Consider the following 21584-nt stretch of genomic DNA (forward strand, 5'->3'; position numbering starts at 1 on the left):
GACACGTTCTGCTGCACCCTCGGTGTGCAGAACGTGTCTTTTCGTTTTCAACCTAATTGTACATGTAAACCATTCAATATCTATTCAGGATCTGCAACCTTAACCAGTTGCTTGCCCAGATTATCTCCCGAGAAGAGACCCATGAATGCTTCCGGTGTCTGTTCGAACCCGTCCACAATGTTTTCTTCATACTGGATATGACCTTCCTTGATCCATTTCGCCAACTTGGCGCGGCCTTCCTTGAAGGATTTCGTATAGTCACCCAGCAGGAAACCTTTCATTAATGCTGTATTTGTTAACAGCAACGTCTGTGGTCGCATCCCGATATCCGGCTTCTCCAGATTATAGGACGAGATCTGACCGCATAACGGAATACGTGCATTCCGATTGATGTGGCGCAAGACTGCATCCGAGATGTCCCCGCCCACATTGTCAAAGTAGACATCTACACCGTCCGGGCAAGCCCGTTCAATGGCCGCTGACATATCCTGCTCCTTTTTGTAATTCAACACCACATCGAAGCCCAGCTTTTCTTTCAAATAAGCGCATTTCTCATCAGAGCCTGCAATACCAACCACGCGTGCTCCCACAATTTTACCAATCTGACCTGCAATCATGCCTACCGCTCCGGCTGCTCCCGATACAACAACCGTTTCGCCGTCCTTCGGTTTGCCGATATCCTCCATACCAAAATAAGCCGTCAGACCCGTCAGGCCCAGCGCACCCAGGTAAGCCGTGATTGGTGCTTCTTCAGTATCAATTAGCGAAAGGTCAGCCGTATTCACTGCGGCATATTGCTGCCAGCCCCACATACCGGATACGAGGTCACCTTTGCGCAGATTCGGTTCCGAAGATTCCACAACCTGTCCAATGGCTCCACCCTTAATCACTTCATTTAACGCGTACGGTGCAGCATAGGATTTTGTATCTTTCATGCGGCCCCGCATGTATGGATCAACCGACAAATATAATGTACGTACCAGGACTTGCCCAGCTTCCGGTTCAGGAAGAGGTGCATCAATGAATTTGAAATTCTCTCTGGATGGGGCACCTTCGGGACGAGAAGCAAGTACGATCTGTTTATTTAAAGACACCAAAATTACCTCCTTGTTGCCAAGTGGACGCAAGGTTAACCCTTGTCAGCTGAGATCACTTACCACTGGCTCTGTGTTATCACTTCTTAATAGTTTAAACCGAAACAGGCGGTTCACAAACGTGGGCCGCCTTGAAATATGCAAATATCGTCACATTGTAGCTGCTTTTGGCTATTATTGTGCTGTCAAAATCACTGGACCATCCGCCGTAATCGCAATCGTATGTTCATACTGGGCAGACAGACTTCCATCCAAAGTACGAGCAGTCCATCCATCTGAATCCAGCTTACTTCGGAACGTACCAATATTCAGCATCGGTTCGATCGTAATAACCATGCCTTCCTTGAGACGCGGACCCCGATGAGGCGGACCGTAGTGAGGGACTTGTGGTTCCTCATGCATCTTCTCACCAATGCCGTGTCCGATAAACTCACGCACAACCGATAGGCCTTCACCTTCTGCATACACTTGAATCGCATTGGAGATATCTCCGATCCGGTTGCCCACCACGGCAAGTTCAATGCCTTTGTACAGAGAGTTTTTCGTTACATCCAGCAGATGTTGTGCTTCCGGAGTCACTTCACCTACGGCATATGACCAAGCCGAATCCGCCAGCCAGCCATTCAGATTAACGACCATGTCGATTGTAACGATATCGCCGTCTTTCAGTGCATATTTTCCCGGAAACCCGTGACAGATCACATCATTAACCGACGCACATGTCGCATATTGGTACCCGTTATATCCCTTTTGTTCCGGCGTAGCGCCATTTTTCTTCATAAAAGCTTCTGCAAACTGGTCGATCTCCTGTGTCGTAATGCCTGGACGAATCATCTTTGCAATTTCTCTATGGCATGCGGCGAGAATTTCTCCGGCTTTTTTCATATATTCAATCTGTTCTTTGGTCTTTATTGTAATCATAACAACTGCTCCTGTCCGTTAAAATCTTATCCTGTCCTCTATTGTAACGCTAAACGCTCAAAATAAAAAATTCCGCGCAATCAGCAACATCCTATTATACGCCAAGCTCCTGTCCATTGAATACAATTATCCATGAAAAAATCGAAACCCCTCCATATCTGGCCACGTATATGCTTAAAACAGTTGAAGTCGAAAGGGTGAAAGCTCATGTTCAAAAAGATTATCGGCAAACTTATCGATTCCAAATCTTCATCTCACCGCAAACGTCATAGCTCCTCCGACAGGCGCTCATATAAACGTCACAGTAGTTCCTCAGGCAAGCGTTCCTACAAGCGCTATTCTTCTTCGGATGTGAAATACCGGGATAGCCGTAGTGGCTCCGGGTATTACAAAAGCAGAAAATACAGCTCCAGCTAAGCTGCTAACACAACTGGTTTTAAAGAGCAATGATCACACCAGCTTATTAGACGCTACAATAAATGAATATGTAATAAAGGGGTGTTCGCCAGCCGTACTTACGGCCAGCAGAACACCCCTTTATTGTTTCTATATAAGTATGTATCAATTTTGCTGATTTTGATGTCTTAATGCTTCAATATAGCAAATTCGCTTATTCAGAGAGAACGAATAATACACTTTAAATTTATCAACTAATATCCGGTACGTCCCTTGCCAGGATGGTTCCTGAGCTGGCATGGATTCCGCCATGACAGCCACCTTCAATTCAATTCTTCGAACTAGTTCAATCTTATAGAGCTTTGTCTCTTCCTGAGTGAAACGAACACTTCTGATTTGAGCGAGAGCCTGTCTTGCTGAAGGTGTCCACTGGATCAACATCTATAAATTCCCTTTTTCAATTGCGTCAATTATATCATCTGTAGAGTAGACCCTACCCGAAGAAATATCTTTTTTGGCTTGCATAATTAGAGTTTTGAGTTCCAGATCACTTTCTATTTCTTCCTGAACCACGTTTTCCAGCGGCTTGATTAAATAATGCTTACCTTCAATATCCACAATGGTGTCTTTTTTGCTATGAAACCATGTTTTGAATAATTCGGCATGATCGCCTTCCAGTTTTTTAAGCATAAGATGAATCGCCTCCTTCAACGTGTAATTGTTATCCATTATATCATTTAACCCACTGTTTTGATACGTTTTGCATTTTCAGCAAAAAAAGGAAAAAAACCCCTGCAGATATAATACGAAGAGGTCACAGATAACAAATATAGGTCCGCCTATAAAGCTTATTCATTGTAATTTCAGCAACACATTCTCAATTTCTGCCTGTAACTCCATCGCTCCGCCTTCATAACCTGGACGGAGTCCAAGGAGTCGCTCCAGCATCTGGTGCAATTCCGGCGTAAGCTTCAGTTCCTCCTGCCAGCTGGCGGGTTCACGGCCCTTCTCTGGCTCATAAGCCGAATACATCATAAAGAGAAGAAAGTGGCCGATATCCTGCAAATCATGATCCGGTGTAGCCGGCTCATCTTCAGGCTCAGGGACTTCACGCATACGTCGCTTTAGCTCCGGCAACAACGGCTCCCCCAAGCGTCTCGCCAGGCCAAAGTCAATCAGATGCACCGTCCCTCCACGTAAAATGACATTGGGAATCCGCACATCTCCATGAATATATCCCTGCTCATGCACATGAGCCACCGGAGCCAGCAGTTGACCTGCCAATTCCAGACATTCCCGCTCCGTATATCGAAGACCTTGCTCAAATATGCAATCTTCCAGCGTCTGTCCACGAATATACTCGGTAACGATATAACTTCGTCTCCCGGATGTGAACACATCCAATAGATCAGGGATCGCTGGATGATGCAGACGTCTCATCACGTCCGCCTCCCGCTCCAACAGGTGCGCAGAGAGTCTGCCCTTGCTAGGCTTGGACTCCTTCAATGCCACTTCCCTGCCGTTCTGGTCATCTGTACACAGGTATGTCAGCCCATAACTCCCCATACCCAGCAATTCCTGTATTGTATAACGCTCAGCAATGGTCGTGCCTTCCCGCCGAGGACGATCCGTCCATAGTCCAAGCAATCTTTGCCAACTTCGTCGCAGCTCCACAGATCCTCCCACGCCAGCTTCCTGATCCACTCAGTCTTTATCTATACTGAGCAGTTCGTTGCCAGTCTTCATGTTGTATGGAGCTTATTATATCAGGCCCATAATGCAAAATCACGATAGGTAAATGCCTGTTGCTCAAGCTTCCTTATGCTTCTTGGGCAGGAACCCGAACAACATACGCAGGGATACTCCTTTGGGTTTGCGTTTTCTTCCCTGGAAACTGCGCAGATTGGTTACGAGTTCACGATCCCGCTCCTCTTCCAGCTTCTCGTTCATCCATAGACGCTGTTTTTCCATCTGTTCCTGAAGAGCCATATGTGTATCAGCCAGATGCTGAAGGGTCAGCTCCAGTTCATCGACCCGCTGTTGTAGCAGCTGTACCCGATCATCCTGTTGTTGTTCCACTGCACCGTAAGTCACCTCACTTACCAGTTGCCCCAGACCTTCATAGGATCTCAGATTACCCATTATTTCAGGTTCTTGAGGGAGTACAGATGACATGACTGTCGCTGCACATTCCGTCTCTGACAGACCTTCAATTCCCACCACCGGGACATCTACTTCTACTACAGCTACAGGTACTTCTGGAGCCAATACAGTCACCACTGCATCAGCCAGGGGTAGATTATGCTCTCTGAGTTCAGTCATCAGGCGTTCAATGCACTCGATGTCGTCGGACTTGAATAGTCTGGATTTGTTGGCGGACCGTTCGAACCGATATCCCTGTTCTTCCAATGCCGCCGCATATTTACGAAGAGTACTGGCACCTATGCCCAGGCTCTTGGCCGTTTCCGTCGTTGCTCCTGCTTCTTCAATCATCATTAATTCCCTCCCGGAATGAAGTCTTTTGGGAATCAATTTCATAATACCTTTAGTGAGTTATGAAATTGATTCTTGGATAAAAACATTATGGCTTCAGCGTTCCTTTATGGAACCGTCATCGGATCGGGGCAACCTGTCTCATGGATCAAGTATGCTTATCTTTTGCTTGTCCGTATGTATTCGTCAGCTTCTCGGCAGATCCCTTTGGCGGTTTTGTTCTGTTTCTGCGGATTCCTAAGAAGTTTTGTCAGGTATATGATCCGCACAAATAACCCCCAATCCGACAACAAGCATGAATGCTGTCATGTCGAATGACACTGGTGCAAACGCCGTCAAATCGTATGATTATGAATTAATCATGTCATTTTTGTTAACTCCGTTACTCCAATACGCTCCCGCGATAGCGGATATCATTGCTGCACAGCTTTTCCATGTGTTATCTTATGTAACGTAGAAGTGGATTCCAGCATAAAATAAAGGACTATACTTAACATAGGACGCATTAGTAATGGATAAATATCAATCTAAATGGGGGCTGAACGGCAGTGTTAGGCAAATCAGGCAAAGTAGCGGTGATCGGGGCGGGTCTTGTCGGTTCGAGTTGTGCGTATTCCATGATTAATCAATCGATATGCAGGGAAATTATGATGGTGGACCGGACGTATGACCGTGCTGTAGCACAGGCACTGGATTTTTCCCATTGTATGGACTTCACACATAACCGCACCAAGGTATATGCAGGCACGTACGCCGATTGTGGCAATATGGATGTGATTATCTTAACTGCCGGGGCGAATCCCAAGCCAGGACAAACACGGCTGGATATTCTGGAGGAAGCAGAGTCGATTGCCAAAGACATCGTGGTCCCGATCATGAACAGTGGATTTAACGGGATTTTTGTCGTCGCTGCTAATCCGGTTGACATAGTAACTTATATGGTATGGAAATTATCCGGCCTCCCGCGCGAACACGTCATCGGTACAGGCACGTCCATTGATTCTTCACGACTCAAAACACTGCTGTCTGAAGTCTTCTCCATCGATCCACGCAGTGTGCATGGTTATGCTCTCGGGGAGCATGGAGAATCACAGTTCGTGGCCTGGTCGCATGTGACCATCGGTGGCAAACCGATTATGCATATCATGGATCAGCACAAGGAGCGCTTCAAACATCTGGATCTGGAGGATATTGCACGCAAAACAAAGGATGCCGGCTGGGAAATCTTTACCCGTAAAGGTTCTACCCAATTCGGAATCGGCAATGCCCTCGCGCATATCACTCGTTCCATCCTCAATGACGAACACAAGATCATCGCCGTATCGGCTATTCTGGACGGAGAGTACGAGCAACATAACGTATGCGTCGGTGTTCCTGCAATCATCGGTGGCAATGGTATTCAAGAGATTATCGAATTGAATCTGGATGCAACGGAACGTGAGAAATTCAACAATTCCTGTGAAATCCTATCAGGTAACATCAATCGTCTGACATTGGTATAAGCCATTCGTATACAACTCCACTGTGTATGCTTCAGTTCAACTTCAAAAGTCTGCCAACACAAACATGCCAATAACATTCCATGTGAGGAGTCTTATTGGCATGTTTGTGTTTATTATTTTTCACAGCCAGATGAATCAATTTCATAATTGATTTGAGTAGTTGTTCAATTCGGTGCAAGCTGAGGTTCGTCCCTTGGCCCCCACTGTTGTAACACCCGCTTCAACTCACTCAGCATAACCGGTTTGCTAATAAAGTCACGCATACCAATCTCCAGACAAGCTTCCTTATCTTCACGTTTGGCATTGCTTGTAACTGCGATGATTGGAGGTATGCGATCCTGTGGAATTAGGCGGTGTAACAGGTCTGTCGCCTTCAGTCCATCCATCACAGGCATATGAATATCCATCAGGACAATATCATAAGCATTCTGAGAGATGGCATCAATTGCCTCCACACCATTAGTACATACATCTGCGTGGTATCCGAGCTTCTCCAGATATTCTCGCAAAATCTTCCGGTTCACCGGATGATCCTCCGCCACCAGAATACGCATGGCCACCTTATCACTTTGACGTGTGCGATCATGATGGAACTGACTTGCTGTCTGTTCTGCTGAAGCATCTACACTCGCCGCAGGAACAGCAAACCGGAAGGTTGAGCCTTCCCCTTCTATGCTCTCGACACTGATACTACCTCCCATGATCTCCACGAGTCGCTTGGAGATGACCAGTCCCAGTCCGGTACCACCATACTTCCGGTTAATCACCGGATGCAGTTGAGAGAAGGACTGAAACAACTGATCCAGCTTGTCAGCCGGGATGCCAATTCCCGTATCTTGCACCGCAAAATCAAGAACACTGTCTTCAGGCTTTCTACCCTTGATAATATCCACGGCAACCTCAATGCTTCCCTGATCTGTGAACTTGAGCGCATTGCCAACCAAGTTCACCAGAATCTGCCGGATACGTATGGCGTCACCGACCATGAACTCAGGAATGCTTGGATTGAGACGATATCTGATCTCCAGATGTTTCTCATCTGCAAGCGGTTTAAACAGTTCGGCAACCTGTTCCAACATCTTGCGTAATGCAAATGGTTCATAAGCCAGTGCCATTTTCCCCGATTCCAGCTTACTGAAGTCCAAAATATCATTAAGGATGTTCAGCAGAGCATCGCCGCTGTCTCGAATAATCTCGGCATATTCACGCTGTTCTTCCGATAAATCGGTACCGATCAACAATTCTGTCATCCCCACGATCCCGTTCATCGGTGTCCGGATCTCATGGCTAACCATCGACAGAAATTCCGACTTGGCCTGAGCTGCCAGCTCAGCTGTCTCTTTGGCACGTACAATTTCACGTTCGCCAGTCACATCATTAAATACAACCACCGCGCCCTGAATCTGTCCCTGTTCAATAATCGGCGTCACCTGATACTGCACCAGAAAGCTGCTGCCATCTTTACGCCAGAACACATCTTCCTTGATTGAACGTATCTGTCCATCCAACACGGTCATGTGGATCGGGCATTCTTCTTGTGGCAAATGACTTCCGTCTGCACGGGTGTGATGGATGATGGGATGTGAGTTTTTGCCAATGAATTCTTTCGCCTCATAACCGAACATCGAAGCTGCTGCTGGATTCATAAACATGGTGATTCCATCCGCATCCAAACCAAATATTCCTTCTGTAACCGTGTTGAGAATCAGCTCATGTTGCTTGCTGAGCTCCTGAATCCGTTCCGTGTATTCCTTGCGCTCGGTAATATCGGACACGATCCCATAGACGCCCACCATTTCCTTATCCACAATAATGGGCACATTCGTAACAGATACTTCAATCTTCCGACCACTTGAATTGACGACTCGGGTCTCATAATATTGCGGTTCGCCTTGCTTCACCATGTCAAAATAATGTTTGCCATGTTGCACTTCGCATTTATCCAGATTGGATAAAAAAGATTGGCCAATAAGCTTATTGCGCGGAATATCCAACATTTGCACCAGTTTGCTGTTCACTGCGCTGTATTTACCTTCCAGATTCAATGAATACACAGCTGCCGGGTTATGTTCGAACAACGATCTGTATCGCTGACGGCTTTCCCGAAGACGTCTTTCCGCATCCTTATGCTGGGTGATATCCCTGCTGATGCTTACAATCTGGACACTCTCGCCACGCTCTCCAGCCACAGGTTTCGCCAATGTCTCCATCCAGATATAATGTCCCTTCTTGTGCAACACACGCATCTTGCAGCCATTGCCGATCTTGGAAAGATCCATAGGGTCCGGATAATCTCCCGAATAACAATAATCCTTGAAGGACTTACCTATGACTTCCTCCGGCTTATAACCCAGTAAGGTGTACACGGAAGGGGAAACGTATAACAACTCGCCATCCGTAGCACAAGTTGTAATCAGATCTTGTGCATGGTCAGCCAGCACCTGATATTTCTCCTGTGCCTCCTTAAGTTCACGTTGCACTTCCAGGATATTGGTAACATCTTTGGCAATGCCATAGATTCCTACAACTTCTTTTCCCTCCGTTATAGGCACATACGTTATCTCTGCCTGTTTCAGGGAACCATCTTTATGATAAAAAGTTATGGAATTACTGACTGAACGTCCAGCCAGTACCTCTTTAATATATTCTTTGCGTGAATCTTCACTGTCCGGAGGACAGAGTTGAGTCCGTTTCAAACGAATCAAGCCATCCAGTGTATACCCTGACATCCGCTCAACCGAGGGATTAGCATCAATATAGTTTCCATGGATGTCCATCACATAAATGGCATCCGGGTGGTTAAAAAACAATGATTGGTAAGAACTTCCCTCAGAAATAATGCGCTTCAGGGTTTCCGTTTTATTAATATCCAAGGCTTACCCCTCTTTTCTCAGCCAATATCTTCATCTAACAGCAGGGATTAATTATCCCTTACAGAAATGGGCCTACCCTCGAATAACCATGTAAGCCTGCCTAGAAACAGCTTTTTTTATTTTACCAGATTCTCGTCTCATTTTGCTTGCAATCTATGATTCAATTCACATGATGTGTGAGGTAATACTTGGATTTTTAATATTACTCAGGAGACGTCTTCAAGGAAAGACAAGTTATACAAGGATCAATGTAAGCCTCTAATAAGCTTGAAATTCAATTCCAAGTCAGCCGATTCTGACGAATGGCTAAACGATTTTCTAAAGAACTCAGGACATCTTATTTGGCGTACATATGCCCTTTTTAAATTTTAAGGAACATCAGACACGTTAATCCCCATAATCTCCTGTCATAAACACTGCAAACGGTTGTTTCATTGGATATAACATGTCTCAGGTTCCTTAGAGCTCTGAGATCACTTCAAATCCCTGATTAAGACTCCTCAGATTCGTTAGCGAGCTGACTATTCATGATGGGTGGGTCAGACATTAGAAAAAATCCTCCTGAAGCCTACATACAATAGAGCTTGCATGTTTTGCTTAAAGAGGATTTGGATCTACGATAACCAAGGGTGTAACAGATTATTCAGATTTCTTTTTTTGCAAAATACATCATGCCGATTCCAATGAAAATAACAGCACTGCCTCCAACAACCGCCAGCATTGTGACCAGTGGAACATTGTAGGCTCCGAAACCTGCACCGTCCACGGGTGTCATCAGAATCATTGGTTGTGCCCATGGATAATACGGCCCAAATGTCGCCGAGTTTACAATGAGAATATTCGGTATGGTCAGTGCAAAATTCAGTGCGAGCGGTGCGGCAAAGCTGCTCCACACCAATGAAACGAACATCTGCAGGGCAGCCAAGGGTACACAGGCCAGCAATCCAAGCAGCAGTTTGCCTACCAAGAATCCCCAAGGTACTGGCATCGTAATACCGTGAAACATGCCTGCCAGCAGAATGGACATCAGCAATAATGCTTGCGTACCCGCCAGAAGCATGAGTACAATCGTCAGTTTACCTGCATATACACCTGAACGTGTGAGCGGCAAAACCAGCATCTGCTTCCACCCTCCACCTGCATGTTCAAAACGGCAGACAAAGGACGTAAACACACCAGTCAGCATCGGTAACAATAACAATCCGTGCAGGAAAACCATCGTGGTCATCAATACTTGCCAATTCCCCGATGGCGTGGACAACAGTCCGATGAGCAACGCAATGAGTGGACTCAGAAGAATCAGGAGCCATATGGGCGATTTGCTCATTTTCAATCGTTCAGCGGACAAGATTCGGAAGTACGTTGTCGCAAAGCTCATATCAGGCCACATCCTTCCGGCTAAAATGCACCATACCCAGCAACAGGATTAATAACCCTAGACCTGCCCCCATGCCTGCATACAGGTATGGATTAGGCCCATTCCAGGCCATCTGTGCCCATGCGAGCGGAAAGATTGGTGAGATACTGAGTGAGAACATACCCGTTATCGCGAGAACGATGCCCAGGGTGACGGGAAGCGCCTGATTTTTGTTAACCATCGTGAGCCACAACTCCAGTGACAACACCGGAAGTGCACCAGCCAAAGGCAATAGCCCCAGCTTGATCGCATGTGTCCAAGGTATTTCGCTGGCATGGAATCCGAGGATCAGACCCAGACCCACAATTCCTGCGGTTAGCAGCAGGCAGGAGATCACCAGCAGCACACAAGCAAGCAGGAACTTGGCTAAATACACGGCTGGTCTGGGAATGGGCATCGCGAGCAACTGTTTCCACGATCCCTGTTCATGCTCAACATTAGCGATCATGGAGCTGAGAATGGTTGCTCCCAGCATCAGAGACAAGGGCACAAAGACAACCACATTGCCGAGCAATCCGCCCCACAGGTTATCTGCATATTGCTCTTTCAGATAGTCCAACCGTAAGCCAAAATTAAGCGCCTGCATAGCTGTCAATCCAAGAGGGGCCAGAAAGACAAGAAACCAGATCCCTTTCCCCCGAATCTTGAGCCAGTCTGACGATAATGCACGCCCGGTCATATGGAAGCCCCCTCGCCAATGACCCGCATGAACAGATCTTCCAGCGACTGACGCTGTTCCTCTACACGATACACATCATGATCCTGTTCAATTAATCGGCGCACAAGCAGTGCCACTGAACTGTTATCCATATAAGGGAACGTTAATGCAGCACCTTGTTGATGACCAAATTGTCCCTGTTCTTTTGCCAGCTTCATAGCCTCTTCCGGCTCGGAAACCGTTAACCGGATAGAACTACCCGTCTGACTATGCAGACTTGCGATAGTATCCTGAAGCACCATCTTGCCTTCACGGATAATACCAACGCGACTTGCCATCTGTTCGACTTCACTCAGCAAGTGGCTGGAAACCAGAACGGTAATGCCGTGTTCCAGAGGCATGCGTTTGATCAGTTCCCGAATCTCCTGAATACCGGCAGGATCAAGCCCATTCGTTGGTTCGTCCAGAATCAGCAGCTCTGGTTCACCCAGCAAAGCGCTGGCAATACCCAGACGTTGCTTCATCCCAAGGGAATACCCCTTTACTGAACGTTTGGCATCCTTGGTCAGATCTACAATGGACAGCACTTCAGCAATTCTGGATTTTGGTACATTGATGATGCGGCGCAAAGTTTCCAGATTCTCTACTGCGTTCAGATGTCCGTAATAGGACGGGTATTCGACCAAGGAGCCCACACGGCGCAAAATATCCATGCGATCCTTGCGGATGTCCTTGTCGAAGACACGGATCACGCCTTTGGTTGGTTTAATCAAGCCGAGAAGCATGCGAATCGTTGTTGTTTTGCCGGCGCCGTTGGGACCGAGGAAGCCGTAGATATCTCCCTTTTTAATATGCAGATCAAGTTCACGGACCGCTGCACGGTCCCGGTATGTTTTCCATAAATTCGCTGTTTGAATAATATTTTCACTCACTGTATGATCACCTCGGAACTATCGTAACCTTCCAAGGTTAAAGCCAAAGTAGTCTCTAGTTTAAGTTTAGTTTAAAAAAGCTATTTCAGCTGTTTGTTGTTTCCCTGTTTCCCTTACCACTGTAGATATATGTCTGGACACCCGTATCGGAACTGTCTACCCGCTTGCGCAGACCCATCTCACGAATCAACAGGTCTACAATGGATAAGCCTAGACCTGTGCCTTTTGTGTCGGAATTCGGTTGCATTCCCGGACCCCGATCCTGAATAACGATGGCCGTCTCACCCTGAATCTCCTGAGTAGATATACCAATATATTTCCCGTTGGCGGCATGACGGATCACGTTTTGGAACAAATTATCAAGAATACGGCGCATGCCCTGTTCATCCATATGCCAAATCAACGGTTCCTCTGGCAGGTCAATATCAATATCGAATTGCTCTTTCTCCCAGACCGGGTACCAGGCGGCCGCCGTTTCCCTGACGATCCGCAGTATATCTTTCTCTTCCAGCTTCAGTGTATATTTTCCACTCGTGAGCAAATTGTAGGATAACATGTTGTCAATGAGCCCGCCGAGGTCCTCCATCTTTGCTTCCATGCGATGTAATGAACGGTCACCTTGCTCACTCAGCTCTTCCTTGTGCAAGGCATGCATATGTCCACGAATCACCGTTAGCGGGGTACGCAGATCGTGGGAAAGCCCCGCAATGAGACGTTTGCGCAATTGTTCCTCCTCGCGTTCACGGTGACGGCTGTCGGACAGTTGATGCACCATCTGATTGAAGGCTTCTTCCAGTTGACCGATCTCGTCTGACTGGCGGATATCTACCGGAAGCGGGAGGCCTTCCTTGCCTGTGGTCATCATGGCTGTCTGCAAACGAATAAGTCGTTTGCGAATGCGTGCGAAGAAGAGGATCGACATCATGATGAAGCTCAGAAAGATGATGGTCATTACAATGCCGAGATACAAAAGTTCCAGCAGCCCGTTACTGTGATTCATTTGCAGAAGTGATCTCGGCACTTCAATGATCATGAAGCCCTGTCCTCTGTCCTTTTCACCCCCGCCAATATATGAAACTACGGTCAACGGATCGCGAAAGGAAGCTTCTTTCATGAATTGCACGGTATTGTTCGCATTCCATTCGGCTGGAATTCGGGTCTCTGCCGTTTGCCCGGAATCCAGTGACCATCTCAATGTCGTGTCTGTCCTGCCATCCGGCGACGTGGATTTCAGAAGCGTTACATCTTCACTACCGAGAATAAAGAGGGTCTCACCGCTCGCTTTCACACGATACATGGAAGATTTGGGATACGAGCCATGTAATTGCTCCAACCGGGCCTTAATCTCTTCATCCGAAGCACCATCCAGGTTCTCCGCTTCAAGCGACCAGAAATTACTGATCTGGGTAACGTCACCATAAGGTGCCGCTTGATTCATATTCGTGTTATTCACTACAACAACATATATGATGGACATGATCGGAAGAATGACGGGGACAAATAATACAGCCGCCAAGATCAGGATGATGTATCTGGACATCAAGGACCGCCCAAAGCGAAGCTTACGCCGCCCGGATTGCTTTTGCTCCATGCTTCGTTCTCCCTTCCGTTCTCCCTTCATGATCTTCCGTTCTCTGAACCACCGAATCATGGCTTCTTCACACGATATCCCACACCACGGACTGTCTGAATAACTACTGGATTGGCCGGATCAAGCTCCAGCTTTTCGCGCAGATGTCGAATATGTACCATTAAAGTTTTGTCCCCATCCAGATAGGGCTCGTTCCAGACGGCTTCATAGATCTGCTCTTTGGTTCGAATCATGCCCATATGTCGTAGCAGGTAGGCGAAGATGTGGAACTGTTTTCCCGATAAAATAATCTCATCTCCCGTCTCCTCATTGACGATCCGGTTGTCCTTCTCATAGATGGAGAGATGATCCAGCTTCAGGGCTGTATCCGATGAGACCGCTGTTCCTGCCTTACGCAGTTGTACTTCAATCCGGGCAGCCAGTTCATCGGGGTGAAATGGTTTGGTCACATAGTCATCGGCAAAATCAAGACCGTGCAACTTATCGTCAATGGACGTTCTGGCCGAGAGCATGACAATGGGCACGGCGGGATGTTCTTTTTTCAGTCGCTGGCCCACCGTAAATCCATCCAGCCCAGGCAGCATGACATCAAGAATAATGAGTGAACAACCGACAGCAGCCTCCGCTGCACCTTCACCACTGCCGAGCCATACCACCTCATAACCGCGCTCCTCCAGATCGGCTCTGACCCAAGTCGCAATTTCCGTATCATCTTCAATATATAACAGTTTGGTTTTCATCCGAATATTCGTTTCCTTTCTGCCCCCATTGGGTTAATGATATATCTGAGCATCATCATGTAAAAGCTGTCTATAACATATGAATTCATGTCTTATTGAAACAATGTTCAAGCCTTTACGTTACCACACATGCTAATTATAGCTTATCCATTAACGTGGGGAATGTCATATTAATCAAGTCTACCAAGTACATACAAGTTCTACACCTGACGGGAGGAATTTCATTATGCTGCTGGAAGCCATCTATCATCAACCGAAACGAAACTGGGCCTATGCCTATGACCAAGATACAATCCATCTGCGCCTGCGTGCCAAAAAGAATGATCTGACCGAGGTACATGCCCTGACCGGGGATAAATATGCGTGGGATGCAACCAAAGCGCTGGTTCCCTTAACCAAGTTTACCTCTGACTCCATGTTCGATTATTACGAGGGTGAGGTGAAACCTCCCTACCACCGACTGAAGTACTCTTTTCTGCTCAAAAACGGAGACGAACAGATCTGGATGACCGAGACGGACTTCCAGGAAAAAGAACCAGACGACCCGGGCCGTATGTTCCAGTTCCCTTATATTCATGCCGGAGCTGTATTCACACCCCCTGCATGGGTTAAGGACGCGGTGTTTTATCAGATTTTCCCTGAACGATTCGCCAACGGCAACCCGGATATTAGTCCGGAAAAGGTAGAGCCGTGGGGTGGTGAGCCGACACCTTTCAATTTCTTCGGCGGTGACCTTCAGGGCGTGATCGACCATCTGGATTACATCAGCGATCTTGGCATTAATGCGATCTACTTCACACCCATCTTTGAAGCCACTACCAATCATAAATATGATACAGAAGACTACCTGCGGGTAGACCGGCACTTTGGTGACGCAGATACCGTGAAACGACTGGTGGAGCTGTGCCACGCACGTGGAATTCGCGTACTTCTGGATGCTGTGTTCAACCATTCCGGGAAGACATTTGCGCCGTTTGTAGATGTGCAGAAGAACGGAGAACAATCCAAATACAAGGACTGGTTCCATGTACACGAATACCCGCTGGACGTGAAGGACGGCATTCCAACGTATGAGACCTTCGGATTCGAAGCGCATATGCCAAAGCTGAATACGGAGAATTCCGAGGTTAAGGCTTATCTGCTGGAGGTTGCCGAGTACTGGATTAAGGAAGTGGGCGCGGACGGATGGCGGCTGGATGTGGCAGACGAAGTGGATGATGCATTCTGGCGTGATTTCCGCCGTGTAGTCAAAGCGGCTAATCCGGATGCCTATATTCTGGGCGAAGTATGGAACGAGTCTTCTTCCTGGCTGCAAGGCGACCAGTTCGACGCGTCCATGAACTATCCGTTTACCGATGCCGTGAATGCTTTCTTTGTGAAAAATACGATGCACGCCGAACAGTTCGCAAACTCCATCGGGCGACAGTTATCCCGTTATCCGCTTCAGGCCAGCGAAGTGGCGTTTAACTTGCTGGACAGCCACGATACCCCGCGGCTGCTCACGCTGTGTGAAGGCGACCAGCGCAAGATGAAGCTGGCTGCGTTATTCCAGTTCAGTTATATGGGCGCGCCGTGCATCTATTACGGAGACGAGATTGGCATGGACGGCGAACATGATCCGGGTTGCCGTAAATGCATGGAATGGGATGAAGCGAAGCAAGACCGAGAGCTGTTTAACTTTTATCAGAAACTAATCTCCCTGCGTCATGCGCATCCTGCCCTGCGTGCAGAAGGCACCGTTCGTTTCTTACAGGCTCGTCCCGATGGCAGCCAACTGGTATTTGAGCGACAAAATGAGGAGGAACGCATTCTGGTTCTGTTCAATCGATCAGAAGAGACAGCTATTGTCGAGCTTGAGGCCGGTGACGAGGAATGGACCGAGTTATTCGGCGGAAACCATCGCACCGCCAAGGAAGATGGCGTACTCGCCATTGAACTGCCCGCGTATGGATATGCTGTACTGAGTACTAGTCTCACATAAACACCAAGCTATATTTGCTTTTATACAAGACCGGACATGGGTCCACTTCATCGGAATATAAAAAACCAAATAGGCGCTCACAGACCTGTTCCGGATCTGATGAGTGCCTATTTGATTTTGACGTAATTCATTATGACCATGGATTACTCTGGCTGAACCAGCTGTTCCTTGAGCAACTGGATGGTGGCCTCATATTGTACAAGCCCCACTTGCAGACACAGACGCTGTGCAGGCGAAATACGTTCGCCGAATTCTTCCATCTGGCGCTGAAGTTCAGCGTATAACATTTCCTTTCGCTTCAACTGGCTGGATATCCAACCCGTTACGGTATCTTCATCCGCCAACTCTCCGAAATACAACCGCATCAGAAAATCAGAACGAAATACCTCAGCTTCCAAAGGACTCATTAAATAGGCGTGAAATTGCGCTGCTCCTTCAGGGGTCAATGAATACACGTTCTTATCAGGTTTCCCTTCCTGCTTAACCGATTCCTTAGTCAGCAATCCTGACTTTTCCATCTTCGCAAGTGTAGGATATATGGTGCCAAAGCTGGCATCAAAGAAAAATGAAAAATATTGTTCAAAGTACTGCTTGATCTCGTATCCGGAACTTGGCTGATTGTGCAGTATTCCGAGGATGACATGCTGCGTGTTCATCGGTGTACCGCTCCTTTCCATTCCCCTTAACGTATCACAATCAGTACCCCTTGTTCAATGTTCAGATGACGAAACGGTTGCTTTCAGAGCAACAGGCACAGCAGCAGTCTGGTCCTCCTTATGAGCTTCAGAACGTACCGGGCCGGAGCGTCTGATCCAGATGCTAAGGGCACCCAGAGTCAACGTTGCTCCCCCTATTACTGCAAGGAACAATACATCCCTGCCAATCCCGTTGCCCCCAAGCACAAGGTTCGTCATGCCTTCTACCGCATAGGTCGCCGGCAGATAATGACCGATCCCTTGGTAGAACTCAGACATTACATCGCGTGGAATCGTTGAGCCCGAGGACAACATCAGCAGAGGCAACAGCGCACTGTTTAACCAAGCCCCAGCATTGCCAAGCAACAACAAGCTCAACTGAGCCATGAGTATAAAAGATATGGTGACCAGCAACTGGAAAAGCCATAACATGAACCAACCATCTGCTGACGATACCCCCATAACGTGCATCATCCCCGACCCAACGAGCGAGACAATAAATGCAGCACCAACATTAACGATGTTGCGCGCCCAGAAACGCTCCCATTTCCCTGCCCTGTTACTCAGTTCACCAGATACTTTCTGCAGATTCATGCCAAGCAACATCGCTCCAGTAAACGTAGCCGTTACAATCAACATCGGTACCATGGAAAAAGAAAAATTATCAACAGGATTCAGTCGCTCCACTTCTGCCTCCACGCGTGAAGACAACCCAAGCGCCAGCGCATCGGACTGATCAGCAGTCATACCGGACTGATTCAGCACTCCGCGAATGCCATTCTCTTGTACTTCACGGTTCAACGTCGCTGTAACTTGTGCGGCTACGTTCTGCATCACACTTTTCACGGTAGCCACGTTTGATTCGTTCATCACATACTTCACTGTCATCAGTTTTGACAAGTCTTCTGCCTGTTGCATGAAACCTGATGGAATCTCAATAATCATGTACACATTCCGATCCGTTAACATCTGTCGTGCTTCTTGCATCGATTCAGATGGTTTGATCTCGAAATTCAGACCTGCCGCCAAAGACTTAGCCACTGGTTCAGCCGCTACCCCATCTTCATTCACGATGGTGACAGCCAATTGAGTCATTCTTTCGTTAACCTGGTCGTATCCGCTAAGCCAGATGATGTTAAAAAAAACCTGAAACAGCACAGCCGTAATTAAACCTACAATGGTGGCTCCGTTTTTCAAAAACAGTAGACTCGTCTGGAAAATACCTTTCATTCTATCCATCTCCTTTAGTTTTGTTTCGCTCTTTTATATATCTTATTGATATATGACAGTTGTTAATATATCTAATCGATATATAGATCGTCAATGTTTTTTTGTTTTTCTTCGTTGGAAAAAGACAAAAAAAGCCGATACATCTCTTCACCAGGAAGATTTGTACCGGCTTTTCATATCAATCCGATTTATGCCTTAGTTTCTACGTCATTTTCAGCAGGGGACTCAGCCTCAGGCTCGGCACGCTTTGCCTTTGGTTTAGCCAACTTCTGCATCATTTTGCGGCCGGTAGGTGTCTGGGCCAGTCCACCTTGGGCTGTCTCCCGGTGACGGCTCGGCATCGCACTGCCTACTTCCAGCATGACATCGATGACTTCGTCTGACGGAATGGCACTACGCACTCCGGCCAGGGCCATGTCAGCCGCAGCCAGCGCCGTAACTGCACCCAGTCCATTACGGACGATGCACGGGATTTCAACAAGGCCTGCGACCGGATCGCAGATAAGGCCCAGTGTATTTTTTAACGCCAAACCAACGGCATGAACGACCTGTTCCGGTGTACCTCCACGCAGTTCAACCATGGCACCCGCAGCCATGCCGATAGCGGAACCCACTTCCGCCTGACAGCCACCCTCGGCTCCGGAGATAAATGAATTGTTCGCGATAACATAACCAATCGCTCCCGCACAGAACAACCCGTTCACCAAATGTTCGTCCGTCCAGCCAAATCGCTCCTGTGAGCTAATAAAAACACCGGGGATGATGCCGCAGGAACCAGCTGTTGGTGTTGCCACGATCCGACCCATGGAGGCATTCACTTCAGATACACACAGGGCATACGCCATGGCAAGTGCGGAAGCATCTCCCGAGCAAGTCTCGCCCTTGCGAATGTACTCAGCCATTTTTTTGCCGTCTCCACCTGTTAATCCACTGCGTGATGTCGTATCTTCCGTTAGCCCTTTTCGTACCGCTTCCTTCATCACCTGATAATATTCAGACATCTGCTTCACAACATCCGCTTCCGGTGTATTGGTCTCCTGAACCTGCTCCTCGATCATCAGCTGAGCAATGGTTTTGGATTCTGCTGTACAGATCGTATTCAGCTCGTGCAAATGTTTAAACCGCATCCGAATCAACTCCTCTCTTCAAATCGATAACACGAATGTCCAGCACATGGTCCAGCTCTTTTAGACGCTTGAGCATATCAGGATTAGGCACACCATCCATTTCCATCGCGGTAAGTGCTTCGCCATCACGGGCTTTCCGGTCCACCTGCATATACCCGATGTTAACCCCGGATGAACTGATCGTGGACGTTACCGATGCAAGCACCCCTGCTTTGTCCGCATGTCGCAGAACGAGTGTTGGAAACTCACCACTAATCTGAACACGAAAATCATTCATCGAATGCACGGATACGCTTCCACCACCAATGGATGCACCGATTAAGGAGCAGGCACGTTCTCCATGCCACAACTCAATTTTGACCGTATTTGGATGAGGAGCAGGCAGGCCACTTGTATAAAACTCAACCTCCATGCCCGCTTCCTCTGCGTATTGCTCTGCATCCGGGATACGCGGATCGTCTGTGACATAATCCAGCAGACCGCCGATCAGTGCCAGATCTGTTCCGTGCCCCTGATACGTATCTGCAAATGAACCGTACAGGGTCAGCCGGGCACGATCTGGCGTACATCCTAGCCACTGACGAGCAATTCTTCCTAACCTTGCCGCACCAGCTGTATGTGAACTTGAAGGCCCCGTCATCGACGGACCAATAATTGAGAAAACATCTTTAAATCGCACCTTGTAACCCTCCATTATTAATCATGATTCATATTTGTAAAATGTATTCGTCATTTCGATCCCGGAGTTCCATCCACAATGTCCCTTATTTTGGATATGATGACATCAAAAAAGGACAGAAGAAGGCCCCAGGCCCTCTCTCTGTCCTCGATACCTGAGAGTTTCACGATCAGCAGTGTCTCACGACAAGGTGCATTGCCTGCGATTACAGACAAGTTCACCGGTCTGACTGATCATATACCCCTTGGGTGGCGCAATTCGCGCACTCTCCAGAGTTGCGTCCAACGATGGTACATTTACCTGAGAGATTAACCACTGCGCCGGGTGCGCAGCAGCTTGCTCCTTCGGTGCCTGAACACTAGCCATATTGCTCGGCTAACTCAGGTCTCTCCCGCTCGTTATCATCCGCTGTATTATCTTAATTCGATTCGAATTGGTATATTTCTAAATTTTTTATCAAGTATACCCATAGAGTAATGTACAATATCATATATGTCAACAAAAGTAACGTGTAATTATCATAAGTTCGATGTCTATTTTAACTGAAACGAATAGCATTCACATTTCTCACTTCCGCTGAGGCACTCGTGACGTTGCTAGTTGTCGTAAATTGGATACTTATCGTGTATGCATTAGTCGTTGTAGTCGGGGATGTATCCACGTAAGTGTTGGAGGAAAGAAACCTCAACGTTCCCGAAGCATTACCGGTTCGTGAGAGCTGCAATTGATTAATTAACACTCCGTTACGTCTCAGATTAATGTTATACGCAATACTCCAGTTAGACCCTACAACTATTGCTACTTGTGTACTATTATCGATTTTCACGCGTTGACCTGCTACTACAGGTACATTAAGTGTCTGAATCGTCGTTTCAGCTACTAATGAAAGACCCAACGCCGTGGTCTGGCTATCAGCAAACAAGGAAGAATCCGCAGGGGCAGAAGCTGCTGTCGATCCAGTAGCTCCTGTAGCCCCAGTGACTCCGGTCGCTCCCGTTGCTCCCGTTACACCAGCCGTCCCGGTTGTTCCCGTCGCACCTGTCGCACCTGTAGCCCCAGTGACTCCGGTCGTTCCCGTTGCTCCCGTTACTCCGGCTGTCCCGGTTGTTCCGGTTACGCCTGTCGCACCTGTAGCCCCAGTGACTCCGGTCGCTCCCGTTGCTCCCGTTACACCAGCCGTCCCGGTTGTTCCGGTTACGCCTGTTGCACCTGTAACCCCTGTGGCTCCGGTCGCTCCCGTTGCTCCCGTTACTCC

General features: G+C 47.7%; 18 protein-coding genes, 1 pseudogene and 2 riboswitches. Of the genes and pseudogenes, 2 read left to right on the forward strand and 17 right to left on the reverse strand.

What is annotated here, in order from left to right; genetic code table 11:
- Positions 1-80 precede the first annotated feature (80 nt).
- From C170_RS06375 to C170_RS06400, 6 genes are all read right to left on the reverse strand, one after another.
- Positions 81-1094 carry an NADP-dependent oxidoreductase gene (locus C170_RS06375; RefSeq protein ID WP_036607487.1) on the reverse strand — a complete coding sequence of 338 codons (1014 nt, stop codon included), beginning with the start codon at positions 1092-1094 and terminating at the stop codon, positions 81-83.
- A gap of 174 nt (positions 1095-1268) precedes the next feature.
- A complete protein-coding gene (map, locus tag C170_RS06380; RefSeq protein WP_036607489.1) occupies positions 1269-2015 on the reverse strand; it encodes a type I methionyl aminopeptidase in 747 nt (248 codons plus the stop codon).
- 561 nt (positions 2016-2576) lie between these two features.
- A complete protein-coding gene (locus C170_RS06385; protein ID WP_036607491.1) occupies positions 2577-2852 on the reverse strand; it encodes a hypothetical protein in 276 nt (91 codons plus the stop codon).
- On the reverse strand, positions 2853-3101 hold the full coding sequence (locus C170_RS06390) for a hypothetical protein (protein ID WP_017690948.1): 249 nt from the start codon (positions 3099-3101) through the stop codon (positions 2853-2855).
- A gap of 162 nt (positions 3102-3263) precedes the next feature.
- Entirely contained in the window at positions 3264-4085 is an 822-nt protein-coding gene (locus tag C170_RS06395; RefSeq protein WP_162158957.1) for a serine/threonine protein kinase, read from the reverse strand.
- Between the two features lie 135 nt (positions 4086-4220).
- Positions 4221-4907 (reverse strand): hypothetical protein, encoded by a 687-nt coding sequence (locus C170_RS06400; RefSeq protein ID WP_051447040.1) that lies wholly within the window; start codon positions 4905-4907, stop codon positions 4221-4223.
- 545 nt (positions 4908-5452) lie between these two features.
- Between C170_RS06400 and C170_RS06405 the strand changes: the two genes are divergently transcribed.
- A complete protein-coding gene (locus tag C170_RS06405) occupies positions 5453-6406 on the forward strand; it encodes an L-lactate dehydrogenase (protein ID WP_036607494.1) in 954 nt (317 codons plus the stop codon).
- Positions 6407-6570: 164 nt separating this feature from the next.
- Here C170_RS06405 and C170_RS06410 read toward each other — a convergent pair whose 3' ends face one another.
- The 6 genes from C170_RS06410 to C170_RS06435 all read right to left on the reverse strand — a co-directional run bounded on the left by C170_RS06410 (position 6571) and on the right by C170_RS06435 (position 14617).
- A complete protein-coding gene (locus C170_RS06410) occupies positions 6571-9279 on the reverse strand; it encodes a PAS domain S-box protein (RefSeq protein WP_036607496.1) in 2709 nt (902 codons plus the stop codon).
- A 643-nt stretch (positions 9280-9922) separates the two neighbouring features.
- Positions 9923-10657 (reverse strand): ABC transporter permease, encoded by a 735-nt coding sequence (locus C170_RS06415; protein ID WP_036607498.1) that lies wholly within the window; start codon positions 10655-10657, stop codon positions 9923-9925.
- A gap of 1 nt (position 10658) precedes the next feature.
- Positions 10659-11375 (reverse strand): ABC transporter permease, encoded by a 717-nt coding sequence (locus tag C170_RS06420; protein ID WP_036607500.1) that lies wholly within the window; start codon positions 11373-11375, stop codon positions 10659-10661.
- Positions 11372-12286, reverse strand: coding sequence for an ABC transporter ATP-binding protein (locus C170_RS06425; protein ID WP_036607503.1), 915 nt, complete (start codon positions 12284-12286; stop codon positions 11372-11374). The genes C170_RS06420 and C170_RS06425 overlap by 4 nt, the downstream gene beginning before the upstream one ends.
- An 85-nt stretch (positions 12287-12371) precedes the next feature.
- Positions 12372-13877 (reverse strand): HAMP domain-containing sensor histidine kinase, encoded by a 1506-nt coding sequence (locus tag C170_RS06430; protein WP_235200722.1) that lies wholly within the window; start codon positions 13875-13877, stop codon positions 12372-12374.
- Between the two features lie 56 nt (positions 13878-13933).
- Positions 13934-14617: a response regulator transcription factor gene (locus C170_RS06435; protein ID WP_017690959.1), complete on the reverse strand. Its 684-nt coding sequence runs from the start codon at positions 14615-14617 to the stop codon at positions 13934-13936.
- Between the two features lie 226 nt (positions 14618-14843).
- On the opposite strand from C170_RS06435, the gene C170_RS06440 reads away from it, so the two are divergent.
- A complete protein-coding gene (locus tag C170_RS06440) occupies positions 14844-16598 on the forward strand; it encodes an alpha-glycosidase (RefSeq protein ID WP_036607505.1) in 1755 nt (584 codons plus the stop codon).
- A 143-nt stretch (positions 16599-16741) separates the two neighbouring features.
- Here the strand turns inward: C170_RS06440 and C170_RS06445 are convergent, their stop codons facing one another.
- The 5 genes and pseudogenes from C170_RS06445 to C170_RS29975 form a co-directional block, all read right to left on the reverse strand.
- A complete protein-coding gene (locus C170_RS06445) occupies positions 16742-17254 on the reverse strand; it encodes a helix-turn-helix transcriptional regulator (protein WP_051447042.1) in 513 nt (170 codons plus the stop codon).
- A 54-nt stretch (positions 17255-17308) separates the two neighbouring features.
- The gene (locus C170_RS06450) at positions 17309-18523 is read right to left on the reverse strand and encodes a YhgE/Pip domain-containing protein (protein ID WP_051447043.1); all 1215 of its coding nucleotides are present in this window, start codon (positions 18521-18523) and stop codon (positions 17309-17311) included.
- Between the two features lie 188 nt (positions 18524-18711).
- Positions 18712-19650, reverse strand: coding sequence for an L-serine ammonia-lyase, iron-sulfur-dependent, subunit alpha (gene sdaAA, locus C170_RS06455; protein WP_036607509.1), 939 nt, complete (start codon positions 19648-19650; stop codon positions 18712-18714).
- Positions 19640-20329 carry an L-serine ammonia-lyase, iron-sulfur-dependent subunit beta gene (sdaAB, locus tag C170_RS06460; RefSeq protein WP_036607511.1) on the reverse strand — a complete coding sequence of 230 codons (690 nt, stop codon included), beginning with the start codon at positions 20327-20329 and terminating at the stop codon, positions 19640-19642. Before sdaAB ends, sdaAA begins: the two co-directional genes overlap by 11 nt.
- 139 nt (positions 20330-20468) lie before the next feature.
- A riboswitch (glycine riboswitch) is annotated at positions 20469-20604 on the reverse strand.
- 4 nt (positions 20605-20608) lie between these two features.
- Positions 20609-20733: riboswitch (glycine riboswitch) on the reverse strand.
- A 134-nt stretch (positions 20734-20867) separates the two neighbouring features.
- Positions 20868-21584: pseudogene (locus C170_RS29975) on the reverse strand (collagen-like triple helix repeat-containing protein); the annotation flags it as partial.

Origin of the sequence: Paenibacillus sp. FSL H7-689 (genome assembly GCF_000517905.1) — a bacterium.
In the GTDB taxonomy this organism is placed as follows: Bacteria; Bacillota; Bacilli; order Paenibacillales; family Paenibacillaceae; genus Paenibacillus; species Paenibacillus amylolyticus.

Bases quoted from the DNA above. Each gene is read 5' to 3' on its own strand.
- map (WP_036607489.1), bottom strand. From the start codon at position 2,015: ATGATTACAATAAAGACCAAAGAACAGATTGAATATATGAAAAAAGCC.
- C170_RS06385 (WP_036607491.1), bottom strand. From the start codon at position 2,852: ATGTTGATCCAGTGGACACCTTCAGCAAGACAGGCTCTCGCTCAAATC.
- C170_RS06390 (WP_017690948.1), bottom strand. From the start codon at position 3,101: ATGCTTAAAAAACTGGAAGGCGATCATGCCGAATTATTCAAAACATGG.
- C170_RS06400 (WP_051447040.1), bottom strand. From the start codon at position 4,907: ATGATGATTGAAGAAGCAGGAGCAACGACGGAAACGGCCAAGAGCCTG.
- C170_RS06415 (WP_036607498.1), bottom strand. From the start codon at position 10,657: ATGAGCTTTGCGACAACGTACTTCCGAATCTTGTCCGCTGAACGATTG.
- C170_RS06420 (WP_036607500.1), bottom strand. From the start codon at position 11,375: ATGACCGGGCGTGCATTATCGTCAGACTGGCTCAAGATTCGGGGGAAA.
- C170_RS06430 (WP_235200722.1), bottom strand. From the start codon at position 13,877: ATGGAGCAAAAGCAATCCGGGCGGCGTAAGCTTCGCTTTGGGCGGTCC.
- C170_RS06435 (WP_017690959.1), bottom strand. From the start codon at position 14,617: ATGAAAACCAAACTGTTATATATTGAAGATGATACGGAAATTGCGACT.
- C170_RS06440 (WP_036607505.1), top strand. From the start codon at position 14,844: ATGCTGCTGGAAGCCATCTATCATCAACCGAAACGAAACTGGGCCTAT.
- C170_RS06445 (WP_051447042.1), bottom strand. From the start codon at position 17,254: ATGAACACGCAGCATGTCATCCTCGGAATACTGCACAATCAGCCAAGT.
- C170_RS06450 (WP_051447043.1), bottom strand. From the start codon at position 18,523: ATGAAAGGTATTTTCCAGACGAGTCTACTGTTTTTGAAAAACGGAGCC.
- sdaAA (WP_036607509.1), bottom strand. From the start codon at position 19,650: ATGCGGTTTAAACATTTGCACGAGCTGAATACGATCTGTACAGCAGAA.